Source organism: Pseudomonas sp. 7SR1 (assembly GCF_900156465.1).
Lineage (GTDB): Bacteria > Pseudomonadota > Gammaproteobacteria > Pseudomonadales > Pseudomonadaceae > Aquipseudomonas.
Map to the genome: position 1 here is coordinate 5,476,622 of NZ_LT707064.1, position 16,986 is coordinate 5,493,607.

A 16,986-nucleotide genomic window follows, 5' to 3' on the forward strand; every position below is an offset into this window, starting at 1 on the left:
ATTTATTTTTCCGGCGCTGGAATAATCTGGTTCACGGGGCGTCTTGCCTGTCTCGGCGCACTGGCTGCCCAACTGAAGCCACACTCCATGAATGAACTCGATGAACAGTTGCGCGTGCTCATCCCCCGGCTACGGCGCTTTGCCGTGTCGCTGACGCGCAACCCCAGCAATGCCGACGACCTGGTGCAGATGTGCCTGGAACGGGCGCTGGCCAAGTGGAACGACAAGCGTGCCGAAGGCGATTTGCGGGCCTGGCTGTTTGCGATCCTGTATCGGCAGTTTGTCGATGCCCATCGCCGGTCCCGGCGCTATGCGCGCATGCTGGAGTTCTTTACCGGACGCGACGACGCCCAGCCTTCGGCCGAGCGCAGCGTGATCGCCCAGTCGTCTCTGCAGGCGTTCGACCAACTCACCACCGAACAACGGGCGCTGCTGCTATGGGTGTCGGTCGAAGGCTTGAGCTACCAGCAAGTCGCCGACATCCTCGGCGTACCAACCGGCACCGTGATGTCACGCCTGTCCCGCGCCCGCCAGGCCCTGCGCCAACTCAGCGATGGCGAAATTACCCGCCCCCCCCTGCGGATACTCAAATGATCAGCATGCCCCCCACCGACAACGACCTGCACGCCTATGTCGATCGACAACTGAGCGAGGCCGACCAGCGCCTGATGGAAACGTACCTGGCGCACCACCCCGACGTTGCCGCGCGGGTCCGAGCCTGGCAAAGGGACGCGCAACACCTGCGCACGGCCCTGGGCGTCGCCCTGGGACAACCGCCCAATCCGGACCTTGATCCGGCGATGATCCGACAGCGTCTCAAGCAGCGCTCCCGCCGCTACCTGGCCAGCGCAGCGGCCTTGCTGCTGGCTCTGGGCATGGGCGGCGTCACTGGCTGGCAGGCCCGGGAAATGACGCTGCTCAGCACGGCAGCCCCCATGGCCGACGCCATGCAGGCATACCGGTTATTTGCCCAGCAGGGCATTCTTCCGGCCGACTACCAGGCCGGCGACGAGCGTGGCATGCAAGGCTGGCTCGACCGCTACTTCACCCAAGCCAATCCCTTGCCCGACCTGTCCGGCGCCGGCTTCAAGCCAGTCAGCGGGCGCTTGCTCAGCACCGAGCAAGGCGCGGCGGCCATGGTGGTCTATCAAGACCCGAGCGGCCAGAAGATCAGCTTCTACGTACGGCCACCAGGCCCGAGAAACTTCCTGCTGCCCCGCGGCAGTCGTCGCGACGGCGAGCTGCAGGCCGAGTACTGGTCCGGGCCGGGCTACAACTATGCGATGGTCATCCCCAGCGATCTGCCGGCGGCGCAGAAGCTCAGGCAGACCCTGGACTTCTGACGCCTCGACCGGCTCCGAAAGCGTCCACAAAAGGGGATCGTCCAGGATTGCCTACCCTTGCCCGAACACCTGTGAAGGCCTGCGCAACAAAGGGTCGAACGGATTGATCCGCGGACCGATCAAGGCCGCCTCGCGCTTGAGCATTTCCACCACCGTCGGCAGGCGGTCCGGTCCCAGCCGGTCGCTGATCGTCGCCACGCTCAAGGCCGCCACGGCCCGGCCGTCACGATCGAGGATCGGCACGGCCACCCCCGCCATCCCTTGCAATACGCCGGTGTTACGTCCGGCATACCCCAGGGTGCGCACGTTCTCTACCTCCGAGCGCAGGAAGACTTCGTCGTACAGGTGGAAATCCTTCAGCCGCGGCAGGTTATAGCGAATGACCGTGTCGCGTTCTTCGGCCGGCAGGAACGCCAGGATCGCCAGGCTGCCCTGCCCCACCCCAAGCGCCACCCGCCCGCCGATATCACCGGTGAAGGTGCGGATCGGAAACGGCCCTTCACTGCGGTCCAGGCAGATCGCATCGAAACCGCAGCGCGCCAGCAGGAACAACGAGTCCCCCAGTGAGGCCGAAAGTCGCAACATCGCCGGCCGCGCCAGCTCGCGCAGGTTGCCGGTGTTGCCGGCGCGGGCGGCCAGGGCGAAGAAGTCCAGGCTCAGGCGGTAACGCTTGCTGCGTGCGTCCTGCTCGACCATGCCCTCGTCCATCAGGCTGCGCAGCAGGCGATGGGTCGTGGGCTGGGACAGACCGACGCGCTGGGCCAGTTGCGTGACCCGTTCGCCACCGTCAGCGGTATCGCCCAGGCTGCGTAACACGGCAAACAGCCTGGAAACCATGCCGACCCCGGCCTCGCCTTTCTCATCATTCCGCTCAGTGGAATTTTTCATTCATATTCTCTGCATTTAATTTATTCACCGAATGAAATCGAAAATAGTCATCGTCTCAGTGAAATAGTCCATTGAGCCCATCCTATTCTTCGGCCTACTCTGCGTCCATAAGGGGCGATTCGAACAACAGCGGCAGCCGACCCAGGTCGAGCGCCAACGCACCCCGCGACACCCTTTCGTATCTGCCCATACAAAAAAGCGCGCTGGTTGGCGACGCATAACAAACCCAGGTGGAACGCAGTCATGGCTTTCGTGCAACTTGAAGACTTGAGTAAACGTTACGGCGACATCGACGCCGTGGTCGCCACCAACCTCTCGGTGGAAAAAGGCGAGTTCGTCTCGCTGCTGGGGCCGTCCGGCTGCGGCAAGACCACCACGCTGCAGATGATCGCCGGCTTCGTCGAGGTCAGCAGCGGCCGCATCCTGCTGGACGGTCGCGACATCACCCACGCCAAGCCGGCAAGCCGGGGCCTGGGGGTGGTGTTCCAGAGTTATGCGCTGTTCCCCCACATGACCGTCCGGGACAATGTCGCCTTCGGCCTGCGCATGCGCAAAATCCCCAACGCCGAGCTGCAGCCACGGGTGGATCGGGTGCTCAAACTGGTACGCCTGGACCGGCATGCCGAGCGCTACCCGCGCGAACTCTCGGGCGGCCAGCGCCAACGCGTGGCATTGGCCCGGGCGCTGGTGATCGAGCCGCCGGTGCTGTTGCTCGACGAGCCGCTGTCCAACCTCGACGCCAACCTGCGCGAAGAAATGCAATTCGAGATTCGCCGCATCCAGCGGGAGGTCGGCATCACCACCTTGATGGTGACCCACGACCAATCCGAAGCGCTGTCCATCAGCGACCGGGTCGTGGTGATGCAGGCCGGGCGCATCACTCAGATCGACGCGCCGTATACCCTCTACGAACACCCACGCACCACCTTCATTTCCGGCTTCGTCGGCAAGGCCAACCTGTTGCCCGGCGCACGGGACAGCGCCGGTGTCATCCAGGCCTGCCCTCTTGGCAACGGGGACCTGACCCTGAGCCTGCGCCCGGAAAAGATCGACCTGTGCCCGGCAGGTACGGGGCGCCTGCAAGGCACCATCGTCAATCGCTTCTTCCTGGGCAGCCAGTGGCTCTACGGTGTCTCGACCAGCCTGGGCGAGTTGTGCGTGGTGCGCCGCAACGATGGCGGCGCTCCCATCACCGAAGGCACGGTCGTCGGCCTTGACTGGGACCCGGCATTGCTGCGCGTGCTGAGTGTGGACGAGGTGCGGGCATGAAGCGCCTGGACGCCATACGCCGGGGCCGCCAGGGTTACCTGATGTCCGCACCGGCCCTGGCCCTGTACCTGGGCTTGCTGGTCATTCCCCTGGGCCTGACGCTGGTGCTGTCGTTCAATGTCTTCGACTATGGCTCGGGCATCGACAGCAACGCCTACACCTTCGAGCACTACGTCAGCCTGCTGGGCGATCCGTACTTCTACGAGATCTTTCTGCGCACTTTCTGGATCAGCGCCCTGACCACGCTGCTGTGCGTGGCGATCGGCGTGCCCGAGGCGTACATCCTCAGCCGCATGGGCGCCCCATGGCGTTCGATTTTCCTGATCCTGATTCTCACGCCGCTGCTGATTTCGGTGGTGGTGCGCGCCTTCGGCTGGAGCCTGCTGCTGGGCGCCGATGGCCTGGTCAACCAGACATTGCTGGCCCTCGGCGGCTCGCCGATGAAGCTGCTCTACACACCGTTCGCCGTGGTCATCGCCCTGGTACACGTGATGTTGCCGTTCATGGTCATTCCGGTCTGGACCTCGTTGCAGAAGCTCGATCCGGCGGCGGAACAGGCCGCGCTGTCCCTGGGCGCCAGCCAGTTCACGGTGATACGCAAGGTGGTGCTGCCGCAGATCATGCCCGGCGTGCTTTCCGGCACCCTGATCGTGTTCGGCCTGGCCGCCAGCTCCTTCGCCATCCCCGGCCTGTTGGGCGGACGTCGCCTGAAGATGGTCGCCACGCTGATCTACGACCAGTACCTGTCGGAGCTCAACTGGCCCATGGGCGCCGCCATCGCCATCGCGCTGCTGTTGCTCAACCTGCTGATCATGCTGTCGTGGAATCGCATGATCGAAGGCCGCTACAAGAAGTCATTGGGGTAATTCGTCATGTCCAGGAACGGTCCTTTCGCCCTGTTGTTTCATAGCCTGGTGGTGGTGTTCATGCTGGCGCCGCTGGTGGTGGTCTGCCTGGTTGCCTTCACTCCGGAGAACACCCTGAGCCTGCCGACCACGGAGTTTTCCCTGCGTTGGTTCCGCGCGGTGTTCGAGCGTGCGGATTTCGTCGATGCGTTCTACAACAGCCTGGTGCTGGCGTTCTGCGCAGCCTCGCTGGCGACGTTGATCGCGGTGCCGGCGGCCCTGGCGATCACCCGCCTCGAGTTTCCCGGCCGGGATTTCTTCAACGGTCTGTTCCTGTCGCCCATCATCATCCCCCATCTGGTACTGGGCGTGGCGCTGTTGCGGCTGTTCGCGCTGATGGGCGTGAACGGCAACTTCACCTGGCTGATCTTCGCCCACGTGCTGGTCATCACGCCCTATGTGCTGCGTCTGGTCCTGGCCTCGGCCATCGGCCTGGATCGCAGCGCCGAACAGGCGGCGCAATCGCTGGGAGCCGGGCGGTTCACGCTGTTTCGGCAGATCACCCTGCCGATGATCCTGCCCGGGGTGGCCGGAGGTTGGTTGCTGGCGTTCATCAACAGTTTCGACGAGGTCACGCTGTCGATCTTCGTCACCTCGCCGGCGACACAGACTTTGCCGGTGCGCATGTACGTCTACGCCACCGAGTCCATCGACCCGATGATGGCGGCGGTGTCGGCGCTGGTCATTGCGCTTACCGCGCTGACCATGATTCTGCTCGACCGGGTTTATGGCCTGGACCGGGTCCTGGTAGGCAAACAATGAGGGCGCCATGGCTCTGCTGAAACGACTGGCCGAAGGCGACCGCCCGGCCCTGGACTTTACCCTGGACGGCATGCCGGCGACCGGTCTGCTGGGAGACACCTTGCTGACCGCGGTGCTGACCTGCAGCGACCACTTGCGCGGCAGCGATTTCAGCGCCCAGCCCCGGGCCGGTTTCTGCCTGATGGGCGCATGCCAGGATTGCTGGGTGCGCCTGGGTGACGGCCGCCGCGTGCGGGCCTGCTCCACACTGCTGGAAGCCGGACAGCAGATCACTCGCGAGCCGGGGCGCCAGATATGAATCCATGTACGTGGCATGGCACTGCCAACTCCCCGAGGTGGTCATGAAACCCATCGCCATCGTCGGCGCCGGCCCGGCCGGGATCCGTGCCGCCCAGACCCTGGTCGCCCATGGCGTCTTTCCGGTCCTGCTGGACGAGGCCGCCCGTGGTGGCGGACAGATCTATCGGCGCCAACCGGCCAATTTCAAACGCTCGCCCGCCGCGCTGTATGGCTTCGAGGCAAACAAAGCCAACGCTCTCCACCAGACCCTCGACGAGCTGCGCGAGCAACTCGACTACCGCCCCGACACCCTGGTGTGGAACGCCGAGGCCGGCCTGCTGGACACCCTGCATGAAGGCCGCGCCGCCCGTCTCGAGTACGCCAGTGTGATCGTCGCGACAGGCGCCACCGACCGGATCCTGCCCGTGCCAGGCTGGACCTTGCCAGGAGTCTACAGCCTGGGCGCGGCCCAGATCGCGTTGAAGTTCCAGGGCTGCGCCATTGGCGAGCGGGTGGTGTTCGCCGGCAGCGGCCCCTTGCTCTATCTGGTGGCTTATCAATACGCCAAGGCCGGTGCCAACGTGGTCGCGGTGCTCGACAGCTCGCCCTTCAGTAGCCAGGCTCGGGCCCTGCCCGGCTTGTTGAAGCAGCCCCTCACCCTCGCCAAGGGCCTCTATTACCGCGGCTGGCTGGCCGCCCACGGCATCGCCGTGCACCAGGGCGCGAGCCTGACGCATATCGAGGGCGAACGACGGGTTCGCTCAGTGCGATGGCGCGACACCCAAGGCGAGCAGTCCATCGCTTGCGATGCGCTGGCTTTCGCCCACGGCTTGCGCAGCGAAACCCAACTGGCCGACCTGCTGGGCTGCCAGTTCACCTGGCAACCCCTCAACCGCGCCTGGCTGCCCCAACGAGACCACGCCGGTCGCAGCAGCGTGCCCGGTGTCTACCTGGCCGGTGACGGCGCCGGCATCATGGGTGCCGATGCCGCGGAAATGGCCGGCGAGCGGGCGGCCCTGGCCGCACTGGAAGATCTCGGTTACCGGGTCGATCCGCAGCGATGCGCTCAGCTGGAACAGACCCTGGAACGCATCGGCCATTTCCGACAAGGCCTGGAACGTGCCTTCGCTTTCCCCGAGAACTGGGCCAAGGATGCTGCCGACGAGCTGATGATATGCCGCTGCGAAGAAGTCAGCGCCGGCGACATCCGCAGCGTGGTGGCTGAAGGTCACTGGGAGATCAACCGGGTCAAGGCCCATTGCCGGGTCGGCATGGGCCGTTGCCAGGGCCGCATGTGCGGTGCCGCCGCGGCGGAAATCATCGCCAGCGCAAGCGCCCGCCCCGTCTGTGGGATCGGTCGCCTGCGGGCGCAGGCACCGATCAAGCCGTTGCCCTTTGGCCTGGAGGTCGAGCCGTGATCGACGTAGACGTGATCATCATCGGCGGCGGTATCGTCGGCGCCTCGGCGGCCTTGTTCCTGAGCAAGGCCGGACGCCGGGTGGCGTTGCTGGAGCGCGATTTCTGCGGCGCTCACTCCAGCGGCGTGAATTATGGCGGCGTGCGGCGCCAGGGGCGGCCACTGTCGCAACTGCCGTTGTCGCAACGGGCCCACGAAATCTGGAGCCAGTTGCCGCAGCTGATCGGCATCGACGGTGAATACCAGCGCAGCGGCCACTTGAAACTGGCCCGCAGCGCCGAGGACCTGCGGGCACTGCACGATTATGCCAGCGCCAGCCAGGGCTTCGGCCTCGATCTGCAACTGCTCGATCGCGATGAGCTGCATGCCCGTTTCCCTTGGGTCGGTGCCGTCGCGGTCGGGGCCTCCTTCTGCCCGGAGGATGGTCACGCCAATCCACGGCTGGTGTCCCCCGCCTTCGCCCAGGCCGCTCGCCGGCATGGCGCCCAGGTCCATGAACAATGCGCCGTCGACAGCGTGGAGCACGATGGCCAGCGCTTTACCGTGCGTACCCGGGTGGGCCCGCGGCTCCAGGCTCCCTGGCTGTTGAACTGTGCTGGCGCCTGGGCCAGCCATTTCGCCGCGCAGTTCGGCGAAGCCGTGCCCATGCATGCCGGGCACCCGGCGATGCTGGTCACCGAACCACTGCCCCTGGTGATGGATGCCAGCACTGGGGTGGAAGGCGGCGGGATCTATGCGCGCCAGGTCGCTCGGGGCAATTGCGTGCTGGGCGGCGGCCAGGGTTTCGCCCTGGACGAGGCCCGCGCCCGACCCGGGCAGAACGCGGTGCTCGAAATCCTGCGCCAGGCGGTCGAACTCTACCCGTTCCTGGAGGGTGCCCAGGCCATCCGTACCTGGAGCGGCACCGAAGGTTACCTGCCCGATCGCCAACCGGTGATCGGCCCCAGCAGCACCCAACCCGGCCTGTTGCACGCGTTCGGCTTTGCCGGCGCGGGCTTCCAGATCGGCCCCGCGGTGGGCCAGGCGCTCACCGAAATCATCTGTTGCGGCGCTTCGAACACGTCGCTGGATGCGTTTTCCATCACCCGGTTCCACTCCATCTCCGTTGCTTGATAGAGGAAGGTCGCGCCAATGAATAACGTCAAACGCACTGCACTTCTGGGTATTTCCTGCTTGAGCGCCTTGCTCGGTATCGGCCAGGCACACGCCGAACCGACGCTCTACCTGGGCATGAACGGCGGAACCATGGAGCGGCTCTACGCCGACAAGGTCCTGCCGACGTTCGAGAAGGCCAACAACGTCAAGGTCGTGATCGTGCCCGGCACGTCCGCCGACATCCTGGCGAAGGTACAAGCCAGCAAGGACAATCCACAGATGCATGTCATGTTCCTGGATGACGGCATCATGTACCGCGCCATCGCCATGGGCCTGTGCGACAGACTCGAGGACAACCCGACCCTGGCGCAGATTCCGGCCAAGGGGCGCATCAAGGACCAGGCCGTGGCAGTGAGTCTCGGTGTCACGGGACTTGCCTACAACACGCGGTTGTTCAAGGAAAAAGGCTGGAACGCTCCTACATCCTGGATGGACATGGCCGACCCGCGCTTCAAGGACAAGCTGGTGTTCCAGTCGGTGGCCTCATCGACCTTCGGCCTGCACGGCTTCCTGATGTTCAACCGCATCCAGGGCGGCAATGAAACCGACGTGGAACCGGGCTTCAAGGCCTGGCCGGACACTGTCGGGCGCAACGTGCTGGAATACATCCCCAGCTCGGCGAAGATTTCCGAAATGCTGCAAACCGACGAAGCGGCGCTGTTCCCACTGACGCCTACCCAGGTGACTGCCCTCAAGCTCAAGGGCATGCCGGTCGAATACGCACAACCGAAGGAAGGCGCGGTAGTGCTCAACGTGGCCGAATGCGCCATCGCCCGCAACACCCAGCCTGAACTGGCGCAGAAACTCGCCGCCTTCCTGTTGACGCCCGAAGCCCAGGCCATCGCCCTGGAAGAAGGCGACCAGATCCCGTCCAACCCCAACACCCCGACCACCGACAAGACTCGCGGCCAGGTGGAGGCGATGAAGCAATACCTGGAAACCGCCATTGCCGTGGATTGGGACCAGGTCAACGAACAGCGTCCGGCCTGGAATGCGCGGTGGAACCGCAGCATCGAACGCTAGGGCTTGCCTGAAAAGACGCCAGGCGACGACCGTCACCCAGGCGCTTTTTTTGTACAACGCGAGGGGTAAACCGTGGCGCAGCAAGCGCTGTCCTGAAGCCTGGCATAAGGTGTGTCAGACTGTTCGGGTTGTGGCGTTGGGTTGCCTTGCAGCCCCTCGCCACAAGGTTCTGTGTCAGGCCCGATGGCTGCAGACTCCTTTCCTGATCGACAGCGAATTTTCCATGGACACCCTCGCCCAACTCCGCGCCGGCCAACTGTCGGGGACCACCCGATTGAAACTGGCATGTGGCCTGACGAAATTCCCCCGGGAAATCTTCGAGCTGGCCGACTCCCTAGAGATCCTCGACCTCAGCGGCAATCAGCTCGATACATTGCCCGACGACTTGCATCGGCTGAGCCGATTGCGCGTGCTGTTCTGCTCGGACAACCGCTTCACTGAACTGCCCGAATGCCTGGGCCGCTGCGCCGCCCTGACCATGGTCGGCTTCAAGGCCAACCGCATCGAACGTGTCACGGGGGCAGCCCTGCCGCCGCTGTTGCGCTGGCTGATCCTGACCGACAACCGCATCAGTCGATTGCCGGATGAACTGGGGCGACGCCCCCATCTGCAGAAACTCATGCTGGCCGGCAACCGATTGCAGCAGCTACCGCAAAGCCTGGGGCAATGCCAGCGACTCGAACTGCTGCGCGTCGCCGCCAACCGCCTGGTGGAGTTGCCGCAATGGCTGTCGACATTGCCCAGCCTCAGCTGGCTGGCCTACGCCGGCAATCCGCTGGAGCCCCAGGCCAATGCCGCCCCGTTGAACGCCACGCCCGCCATCGACTGGTCGCAACTGGCTCTGCGACAGCGGCTGGGGGAAGGCGCCTCGGGTGTGATCCACCGGGCCCGATGGCAACCGCCGGGCCAGGCGGCCAGGGAGGTTGCGGTGAAACTCTATAAAGGCGAAATGACCAGCGATGGCTCGCCATTGCACGAAATGCACGCCTGCATCACCGCCGGCAGGCATCCGAACCTGATCGAGGTACTGGGTCAGGTGGCCGGTCATCCCCAGGGGCAGGCCGGGCTGGTGATGGCCCTGGTGGAGCCCAGCTATCGCAACCTGGCCGGACTGCCCAGCCTGGCCTCCTGCACTCGCGATGTATATGCCGATGAACTGCGCTTGAGTCTGCCCGTAACGTTGCGCATCGCCCACGGCATCGCCTCGGTGGGGGCGCATCTCCATTGCCAAGGGCTCACCCATGGTGATCTGTACGGACACAACATTCTATTCAATGACCAAGGCGACTGCCTGTTGGGAGATTTCGGCGCAGCGTCGTTCCACGACACCCCGGACAGCGCGCAGACCCGGGCATTGCAACGTATCGAAGTGCGGGCCTTTGGGATTCTGCTGGGGGAACTGCTGGAGCGGGTCGAACCCGGCGTCGTGGAGCTTGGAACACTGGAAGAATTGAAGGCGCGCTGTTGTCAGCCGCAGGTACTGGCTCGGCCGGGGTTTGATGAGATTGAGGGTTTGCTTAGCGAACTCAAGCGAATTGATCACTCCCATACCCACTGAGCTCACCCATCCTGGTGGCGAGGGGATTTATCCCCGTCGGGGCGCGAAGCGGCCCCGATGCAAACGACCTGACGCACCGCGATGTCGGGTTTTAGGGCTGCTTCGCAGCCCAACGGGGATAAATCCCCTCGCCACGGGAAACCTGTGTTTCACAACACAGAGGCTGACCTTCGTCTCAGCCGGCCAGACCGACGAACATGTCCTGCACGTCGTCATGGTTGTCGAGGCCCTCCAGGAAGGCTTCGACTTCGGCCATCTGTTCGTCGGTCAGGCCGCTGACCGGGTTCTTGGGCTGGTAGCCCAGCTTGGCGGACAGCACGGTGAAGCCTTGCTCCGGCAACGCCTTCTGTACGGCGTCAAGGTCGGTCGGATCGGTGATGAACAGGGTCGCGCCCTCTTCGCCCGGCTCGAAATCCTGGGCACCGGCCTCGATGGCGGCCATTTCCGGATCGGCGTCCGGGGTGTCCGGCGTGGCCTCGATCATGCCTACATGGTTGAAATCCCATGCCACCGAACCTGAAGCGCCCAGTTGGCCCTTGCGGAAGGCGACGCGGATCTCGGCAACGGTGCGGTTGATGTTGTCGGTCACGCACTCGACGATCAGCGGCACCTGATGCGGCGCGAACCCTTCGTAGGTGACGCGGTGGTATTGCACGGTTTCGCCGAGCTGTCCGGAGCCCTTCTTGATGGCTCGCTCCAGGGTCTCGCGGGGCATGGAGGCCTTCTTGGCCTGTTCGACCACCAGTCGCAGGTGGGCATTGGTGGCGACATCGGCGCCGTTTCGCGCGGCAATACTGATTTCCTTCACCAGTTTGCCGAAGATCTTGCCCTTGGCGTTGGCAGCCGCTTCTTTGTGTTTAACCTTCCACTGTGCGCCCATTACTCACTCTCTTGTCTGACGCGCCGAGACATCTGCCGGCCGGCGCTGTGGCGCAAGTTTATACGGCCTAAACCGGCTGATCGACCAAAAAATGCAGCCGGGGAATCGACATTTCCGCAACGTAGCGTAGGGAATTTCTGAAACTGCGCTTCGCCCCCTCCGTTTTGCCCAAGGGTTTCGTACCCTCGTTGCCTCCTCTTCTCCAAGTAAGCACCGCAATGCGCAACGACACGGAAAGCCCCTTCAGCCTGACGCTCACGCAAAGCGACTTGCGCCTGCAAGTGCTGCGGTTCAGTGGTCGGGAAGCCCTCAACCGGCCGTATCGCTTCGACCTCGAACTGATCGGCCTGGCCCCGCCGATCAGCCCCGACACGCTACTGGGGCAACCGGCCTTCCTGCGCCTGGACGGCTCGTCCGGGGTGCATGGGATCGTGCACGATGTCGGCCTCAGCGCCCCTGCCGCGCACCGTATCGGCTATCGCCTGACGCTGGTTCCTTGTCTCCAGAACCTGGAACAAGGTCCGCAACGACGGGTTTTCCATCGCCTCAGCGTCGTGCAGATCCTGCAGCGCTTGCTGGAAGACCACGCATTGCCCGCCCATGGTTACCGCTTCGAGCTGCCCCATGGGCAGTATCCGTGCCGCCCCTTTTGTATCCAGTACGAGGAAAGCGACCTGGCACTGCTGCAACGGCTGTGCGAGGAAGAAGGCATCCACTACCACTTCGAACACACGCCCTACGGTCACGTCGCAGTATTTGCGGAAGATCCAAAAAGCTTTCCTACGCGATCTGTCGAATTATCCCTGCGTGCCGATGCTGGCGGCCAACAGACCATCGAGCACCTGTACCAGCATCACCGTTCCACACCGTCTGCCCCGACCTACCGTTTCAGCGACCGGGCGACGCCCCACGCCGCCACCGATGCGGCCAATCATGCCTTCGACGCTGCTGATCGCGAGGCGCTGCGGGGCAATCCAGCGCTGGCTCACGCCCACCAGGCCGGGCGCCGGAGCCTGGAGCGGCTGCGCTGCCGGCAGCGGGAGATCCACGGCCATAGCGCCCAACCCGCGCTGCGCAGCGGTCATGTCGTGCAAATCGACGGACACCCGGTCTCCACCTTCAACGATCAATGGCTGATCACCGAAATCGAACATCGCGGACGGCAATCCTCGATTCTCGAGGCGAACCCGTCGGCCGCACCGTCGGTCCGGGACTACCGAAACCGCTTCTCGGCCATCCCCTGGTCTACGGTGTACAGGCCGGCACTCGATCACCCCAGGCCCTGCATTCCCGGTTATCACATTGCGTATGTGCTTGGTCCTTCCGGCCAGCCGGCCCCGTTCGACGAGCATGGCCAGGTCCGGGTCAGCCTCTGGAACCCTCAGCAGGAAGGCATCGCCCTGCCGGTATCGCGGCAGATATTGAACGGCCACAGCGTACTCATCGCCGGCAGCGAAGTGCTGGTGAGCTTTCTCGATGGCGATCCCGACCGACCGGTGCTGTGCCCTGGAGCGATGGACAATGGCGGGCGCGTCGTCGCGCCATCATTGCCATCGTCGCACAACCGGGATTCACGGTTGCTGTTCGACTGGCTGCTCAACCCACCCGACACGACACCGTGATACATGCCCTGGGGTGGGCAAAAATTGACCTGGCACAAGCAAACCCGGCGAAACGGGCTTACAGTAAGCGCAACGCCGCCCAAGACGGCGCTCCCCCCTGATTGCCGGAGAGACTGCAATGCCCTGGAAAAGCTCCGAAAGCCGCTACAGTACCGCCACGGTCACCTTGCACTGGCTGATGCTGGTGTTGCTGGCGGTGGTATATGCCTGCATCGAATTGCGCGGGATCTTCCCCAAGGGCAGTGGCGGTCGAACCCTGATCAAGGAAGCGCACTTCATGCTGGGCCTGACGGTTTTCCTGCTGGTCTGGCTGCGCCTGTTCGCCCGCAGCATCGGCAAGGCACCGGCCATCTTTCCGGCTTCGCCTGCCTGGCAGACCGTCCTGGCGCGGCTGATGCATTGGGCGCTGTACCTGTTCATGATCGCCATGCCGCTACTGGGCTGGCTGATCACCAGCGCCGAGGGACATCAGGTGATGTTCTATGGGTTCGATCTGCCGTTGCTCGTCGACCAGGACAAGGATTTCGCCAAACGCCTCGAGGGCTGGCATGTGCTGGGCGGGACCATCGGCTATTGGTTGATCGGCCTGCACGCCCTGGCAGGGCTGTATCACCACTACATCGTGCGCGATAACACACTGCTGCGAATGATGCCCAAGCGCGGCTGACCCACCCTCATTCGAATCCCCGGCGACCCTGCAGGCCGCCGGTATGGACGAAAACCAGGCGAGTGCCCGGTGCGAACTGCCCGGCTTCGACCCTGGTCTTGAGCATCATCAGTGCCTTGCCGGTGTACAACGGCTCCAGTTCGATTGCCCGGGTGTCCGCGACGAAGGCGCTGAGCTCGGCATCGACCCGGGCGAAACCACCCCGGCTGCCGTCATGCAATTCATAAGGCAGATCGGCGAATCCTGCTTCTTTCAAGAGACTGGACACCTGCAACGCCACGCCGTGGTCCGGCGGCACCGCGAGCACACCATGGACCGTATGTTCCCCCGCCTCGGCCAGGACCAACCCCGCCAATGACGTCCCGGTGCCGCATGCCAGCCACCAACCATGATAGTCCGCCCATCCCAGCCTTGGCAGTTGCTCACGGACACTGGCCACCCAGGCCATGCAGCCTTGCGCGCCGGGCAATCCTGAACCGCCCTCGGGGACCGGGTATAGCTGCGGATAACGCGCCCGCCACGGCGTCCAGAAATCCACCGCGTGCCGTTCACGGTATCCACCGTAGCCCAGCCAGTGCAGCTCCATGCCGAACGCCATGAGATCAAGCACCGTGGGCGTTTGTCGGGGATGACCGCGCAACAGGCCGACCGTGGGGAAGTCGAAGCGTTTGCCGGCCGCGGCCAGGGCATGCAGATGGTTGGAGTAGGCGCCCCCCAGGCTCATGATGCCCTCGGCACCCACCTCATGGGCCGAGTGCAGATGATGAAGCAGCTTGAACCACTTGTTACCGCTGATCAGCGGATCGATCCGGTCCAGGCGCAGCACCGCCACCTCGACACCGGCACGGGCGAGCCAATCCAGATGAAGGGGTTCGAGTCGAGGTCGAGGATGCCAGTCGAGAGCGCCAAGCAGCATTGAAGCAAGCCGGATAGGAACGAACCGGCATCTTAACAGCTCGGTCGTCGATGACCGTCCACTTCCTGACGCCCCTTTTGGGGGCGGGCTTGCCCGTGAAGAAGCCGGCACGTTCAACAGGTCGGCAAACCCATCCACCTTTCGCGGGCAAGCCCGTTCGGAGTGAACGGGCGATCTTTTCCTACAGCTGCGCCGCCAGCCGCGAGCCCTGGTTGATTGCCCGTTTGGCATCCAGTTCCGCCGCCACGTCGGCGCCACCGATGAGGTGGACGGTCTGACCCGCCGCTTCCAGGCCTTCCTGCAGTTCGCGCAGCGGGTCCTGGCCGGCACAGATGACAATGTTGTCCACTGCCAGCACCTGGGGCTCGCCAGCGTCACCGATGCGGATGTGCAGACCTTCGTCGTCGATCTTCAGGTACTGGACACTGTTGAGCATCTGCACCTGCTTGTTCTTCAGGCCGGTGCGGTGAATCCAGCCGGTGGTCTTGCCCAGGCCATCGCCGACCTTGGAGGTCTTGCGCTGCAACAGGAATACTTGCCGCGCCGGCGCATGGGGCTCGGCCTTGATCCCGGCGACGCCGCCCCGTGCCTCGAGACGGCTGTCGATGCCCCACTCCTTCCAGAACGCTTCCCGATCCTGGCTGGTGGCAACGCCCTGGTGAACCAGAAACTCCGAAACGTCAAAACCGATGCCACCGGCCCCGATGACCGCCACGCTGCGGCCCACCGGCTTGCGCTCCAGGATCACATCCAGGTAGCTCAGGACCTTGGCGTGCTCCACCCCCGGAATCGCCGGTACTCGCGGCGCGATGCCGGTGGCGAGGATGATCTCGTCATAACCACCCGCCACCAGTTGCGCCACATCCACCCGGGTGTTGAGGCACAGTTCGACGTTGGTGGTCTGCAACTTGCGATTGAAATAACGCAGGGTCTCGTAGAACTCTTCCTTGCCCGGGACGCGTTTGGCAATGTTGAACTGCCCACCGATTTCGCTGGCCGAATCGAACAGCGTCACCTGGTGCCCTCGCTCGGCCGCTACGGTGGCCGCAGACAAGCCGGCCGGACCGGCCCCCACCACCGCGATTTTCTTCACCTGGGTCGCCGGCAGGTAGTTGAGCTCGGTTTCATGGCATGCCCGCGGGTTCACCAGGCAACTGGTGAGCTTGCCGCCAAAGGTATGGTCGAGGCAGGCCTGGTTGCAGCCGATGCAGGTGTTGATTTCATCCGCACGGCCGGCGGCGGCCTTGTTGACGAAAGCCGGATCCGCCAGGAATGGTCGCGCCATGGAGACCATGTCGGCGTCGCCTTCGGCCAGGATCCGCTCGGCCACTTCCGGCGTGTTGATACGGTTGGTGGTGATCAGCGGGATGCTCACCGAACCGCGCAGCTTGGCCGTGACCTTGCTGAACGCGGCCCGCGGTACCTTGGTGGCGATGGTGGGGATCCGCGCTTCGTGCCAGCCGATCCCCGTATTGATGATCGTCGCCCCTGCCTGTTCGATGGCCCTGGCCAACTGGACGATTTCCTCCCAGCTGCTACCGCCTTCCACCAGGTCGAGCATCGACAGGCGGAAAATGATGATGAAATCCGGACCTACCGCCTCGCGTACCCGACGCACGATTTCCACGGGCAAGCGCATGCGGTTTTCATAACTGCCACCCCAGCGATCGGTGCGGTGATTGGTGTGGGCCGCCAGGAACTGGTTAATGAAATAACCTTCGGAGCCCATGATTTCGACACCGTCGTATTCCGCCTGGCGGGCCAATACCGAGCAGGTCACGAAATCGCTGATCTGTTTCTCGATGCCCTCTTCGTCCAGCTCCTTGGGCTTGAATGGATTGATCGGCGCCTGGATCGCACTCGGCGCCACTTGCCGAGGGCTGTAGGCATAGCGGCCGGCATGGAGAATCTGCATGCAGATCTTGCCGCCGGCCTCATGGACGGCCCGGGTGACGATGCGGTGCTTGAGGGCTTCCTCCTCGGTGGTCAGCTTGGCCGCCCCCGAGTAAACGCCGCCCTCGTCGTTCGGCGCGATACCACCGGTGACCATCAGTCCCACCCCTCCAAGGGCACGCTCGGCAAAATAGGCCGCCATGCGCTCGAAACCACCGGGCTTTTCTTCAAGGCCGGTGTGCATCGACCCCATCAGGGTGCGGTTGCGCAGCGTGGTAAAACCCAAGTCCAGCGGGGCGAGCAGGTGCGGGTAATGAGAGGCGGTCATCGGTCACTCCACAACGGGTAAAATCACAGAAAAAAATGCGGAGACTCTGGTGGCCCCCATCTGTCATGCCCGACAGCCTAA

The 16,986-nt window shown here is 64.0% G+C and carries 16 protein-coding genes; 12 read left to right on the forward strand and 4 right to left on the reverse strand.

The genetic code is table 11. The annotated features are described in order from the left end of the window. Positions 1-87 precede the first annotated feature (87 nt). Together BW992_RS24060 and BW992_RS24065 are read left to right on the forward strand one after the other, a co-directional pair. Positions 88-594: a sigma-70 family RNA polymerase sigma factor gene (locus tag BW992_RS24060; protein WP_072388849.1), complete on the forward strand. Its 507-nt coding sequence runs from the start codon at positions 88-90 to the stop codon at positions 592-594. Continuing rightward, complete coding sequence (locus BW992_RS24065) at positions 591-1,343, forward strand: anti-sigma factor family protein (RefSeq protein ID WP_072430394.1); 753 nt, start codon at positions 591-593, stop codon at positions 1,341-1,343. The genes BW992_RS24060 and BW992_RS24065 overlap by 4 nt, the downstream gene beginning before the upstream one ends. A gap of 51 nt (positions 1,344-1,394) precedes the next feature. Here BW992_RS24065 and BW992_RS24070 read toward each other — a convergent pair whose 3' ends face one another. Then, positions 1,395-2,231, reverse strand: a complete 837-nt coding sequence (locus BW992_RS24070; protein WP_072430393.1) for an IclR family transcriptional regulator — start codon at positions 2,229-2,231, stop codon at positions 1,395-1,397. A 243-nt stretch (positions 2,232-2,474) separates the two neighbouring features. Between BW992_RS24070 and BW992_RS24075 the strand changes: the two genes are divergently transcribed. From BW992_RS24075 to BW992_RS24110, 8 genes are all read left to right on the forward strand, one after another. Next, on the forward strand, positions 2,475-3,500 hold the full coding sequence (locus BW992_RS24075) for an ABC transporter ATP-binding protein (RefSeq protein WP_072430392.1): 1,026 nt from the start codon (positions 2,475-2,477) through the stop codon (positions 3,498-3,500). Then, positions 3,497-4,366, forward strand: coding sequence for an ABC transporter permease (locus tag BW992_RS24080; protein WP_072388858.1), 870 nt, complete (start codon positions 3,497-3,499; stop codon positions 4,364-4,366). Before BW992_RS24075 ends, BW992_RS24080 begins: the two co-directional genes overlap by 4 nt. 6 nt (positions 4,367-4,372) lie before the next feature. Beyond that, a complete protein-coding gene (locus tag BW992_RS24085) occupies positions 4,373-5,167 on the forward strand; it encodes an ABC transporter permease (protein WP_072388860.1) in 795 nt (264 codons plus the stop codon). 7 nt (positions 5,168-5,174) lie between these two features. Continuing rightward, positions 5,175-5,465 carry a (2Fe-2S)-binding protein gene (locus tag BW992_RS24090; protein WP_072388861.1) on the forward strand — a complete coding sequence of 97 codons (291 nt, stop codon included), beginning with the start codon at positions 5,175-5,177 and terminating at the stop codon, positions 5,463-5,465. Positions 5,466-5,508: 43 nt separating this feature from the next. Continuing rightward, the gene (locus BW992_RS24095; protein WP_072388863.1) at positions 5,509-6,864 is read left to right on the forward strand and encodes an FAD/NAD(P)-dependent oxidoreductase; all 1,356 of its coding nucleotides are present in this window, start codon (positions 5,509-5,511) and stop codon (positions 6,862-6,864) included. Continuing rightward, complete coding sequence (locus tag BW992_RS24100; protein WP_072430389.1) at positions 6,861-7,976, forward strand: NAD(P)/FAD-dependent oxidoreductase; 1,116 nt, start codon at positions 6,861-6,863, stop codon at positions 7,974-7,976. The genes BW992_RS24095 and BW992_RS24100 overlap by 4 nt, the downstream gene beginning before the upstream one ends. Positions 7,977-7,994: 18 nt before the next feature. After that, on the forward strand, positions 7,995-9,041 hold the full coding sequence (locus BW992_RS24105; protein WP_072388867.1) for an ABC transporter substrate-binding protein: 1,047 nt from the start codon (positions 7,995-7,997) through the stop codon (positions 9,039-9,041). A 223-nt stretch (positions 9,042-9,264) separates the two neighbouring features. After that, entirely contained in the window at positions 9,265-10,599 is a 1,335-nt protein-coding gene (locus BW992_RS24110) for a leucine-rich repeat-containing protein kinase family protein (protein ID WP_076407384.1), read from the forward strand. Between the two features lie 175 nt (positions 10,600-10,774). Here the strand turns inward: BW992_RS24110 and BW992_RS24115 are convergent, their stop codons facing one another. Next, on the reverse strand, positions 10,775-11,479 hold the full coding sequence (locus tag BW992_RS24115; protein WP_072388869.1) for a YebC/PmpR family DNA-binding transcriptional regulator: 705 nt from the start codon (positions 11,477-11,479) through the stop codon (positions 10,775-10,777). Between the two features lie 218 nt (positions 11,480-11,697). Here BW992_RS24115 and BW992_RS24120 point away from each other — a divergent pair, with 218 nt between their 5' ends. Both BW992_RS24120 and BW992_RS24125 read left to right on the forward strand, forming a co-directional pair. Continuing rightward, a complete protein-coding gene (locus BW992_RS24120; RefSeq protein ID WP_076407215.1) occupies positions 11,698-13,101 on the forward strand; it encodes a type VI secretion system Vgr family protein in 1,404 nt (467 codons plus the stop codon). Between the two features lie 118 nt (positions 13,102-13,219). Continuing rightward, on the forward strand, positions 13,220-13,768 hold the full coding sequence (locus BW992_RS24125) for a cytochrome b (RefSeq protein WP_072388873.1): 549 nt from the start codon (positions 13,220-13,222) through the stop codon (positions 13,766-13,768). Positions 13,769-13,775: 7 nt separating this feature from the next. Here the strand turns inward: BW992_RS24125 and BW992_RS24130 are convergent, their stop codons facing one another. Next, positions 13,776-14,684, reverse strand: coding sequence for a 1-aminocyclopropane-1-carboxylate deaminase/D-cysteine desulfhydrase (locus BW992_RS24130; RefSeq protein ID WP_072388875.1), 909 nt, complete (start codon positions 14,682-14,684; stop codon positions 13,776-13,778). A gap of 181 nt (positions 14,685-14,865) precedes the next feature. After that, the gene (locus BW992_RS24135) at positions 14,866-16,905 is read right to left on the reverse strand and encodes an oxidoreductase (protein ID WP_072430384.1); all 2,040 of its coding nucleotides are present in this window, start codon (positions 16,903-16,905) and stop codon (positions 14,866-14,868) included. Between the last annotated feature and the right edge of the window lie 81 nt (positions 16,906-16,986).

What these genes read in the sequence shown, in the direction of transcription:
- BW992_RS24060 (WP_072388849.1), top strand. Translation starts at nt 88, where the DNA reads ATGAATGAACTCGATGAACAGTTGCGCGTGCTCATCCCCCGGCTACGG.
- BW992_RS24065 (WP_072430394.1), top strand. Translation starts at nt 591, where the DNA reads ATGATCAGCATGCCCCCCACCGACAACGACCTGCACGCCTATGTCGAT.
- BW992_RS24070 (WP_072430393.1), bottom strand. Translation starts at nt 2,231, where the DNA reads ATGAAAAATTCCACTGAGCGGAATGATGAGAAAGGCGAGGCCGGGGTC.
- BW992_RS24075 (WP_072430392.1), top strand. Translation starts at nt 2,475, where the DNA reads ATGGCTTTCGTGCAACTTGAAGACTTGAGTAAACGTTACGGCGACATC.
- BW992_RS24080 (WP_072388858.1), top strand. Translation starts at nt 3,497, where the DNA reads ATGAAGCGCCTGGACGCCATACGCCGGGGCCGCCAGGGTTACCTGATG.
- BW992_RS24085 (WP_072388860.1), top strand. Translation starts at nt 4,373, where the DNA reads ATGTCCAGGAACGGTCCTTTCGCCCTGTTGTTTCATAGCCTGGTGGTG.
- BW992_RS24090 (WP_072388861.1), top strand. Translation starts at nt 5,175, where the DNA reads ATGGCTCTGCTGAAACGACTGGCCGAAGGCGACCGCCCGGCCCTGGAC.
- BW992_RS24095 (WP_072388863.1), top strand. Translation starts at nt 5,509, where the DNA reads ATGAAACCCATCGCCATCGTCGGCGCCGGCCCGGCCGGGATCCGTGCC.
- BW992_RS24105 (WP_072388867.1), top strand. Translation starts at nt 7,995, where the DNA reads ATGAATAACGTCAAACGCACTGCACTTCTGGGTATTTCCTGCTTGAGC.
- BW992_RS24110 (WP_076407384.1), top strand. Translation starts at nt 9,265, where the DNA reads ATGGACACCCTCGCCCAACTCCGCGCCGGCCAACTGTCGGGGACCACC.
- BW992_RS24115 (WP_072388869.1), bottom strand. Translation starts at nt 11,479, where the DNA reads ATGGGCGCACAGTGGAAGGTTAAACACAAAGAAGCGGCTGCCAACGCC.
- BW992_RS24120 (WP_076407215.1), top strand. Translation starts at nt 11,698, where the DNA reads ATGCGCAACGACACGGAAAGCCCCTTCAGCCTGACGCTCACGCAAAGC.
- BW992_RS24125 (WP_072388873.1), top strand. Translation starts at nt 13,220, where the DNA reads ATGCCCTGGAAAAGCTCCGAAAGCCGCTACAGTACCGCCACGGTCACC.
- BW992_RS24130 (WP_072388875.1), bottom strand. Translation starts at nt 14,684, where the DNA reads ATGCTGCTTGGCGCTCTCGACTGGCATCCTCGACCTCGACTCGAACCC.
- BW992_RS24135 (WP_072430384.1), bottom strand. Translation starts at nt 16,905, where the DNA reads ATGACCGCCTCTCATTACCCGCACCTGCTCGCCCCGCTGGACTTGGGT.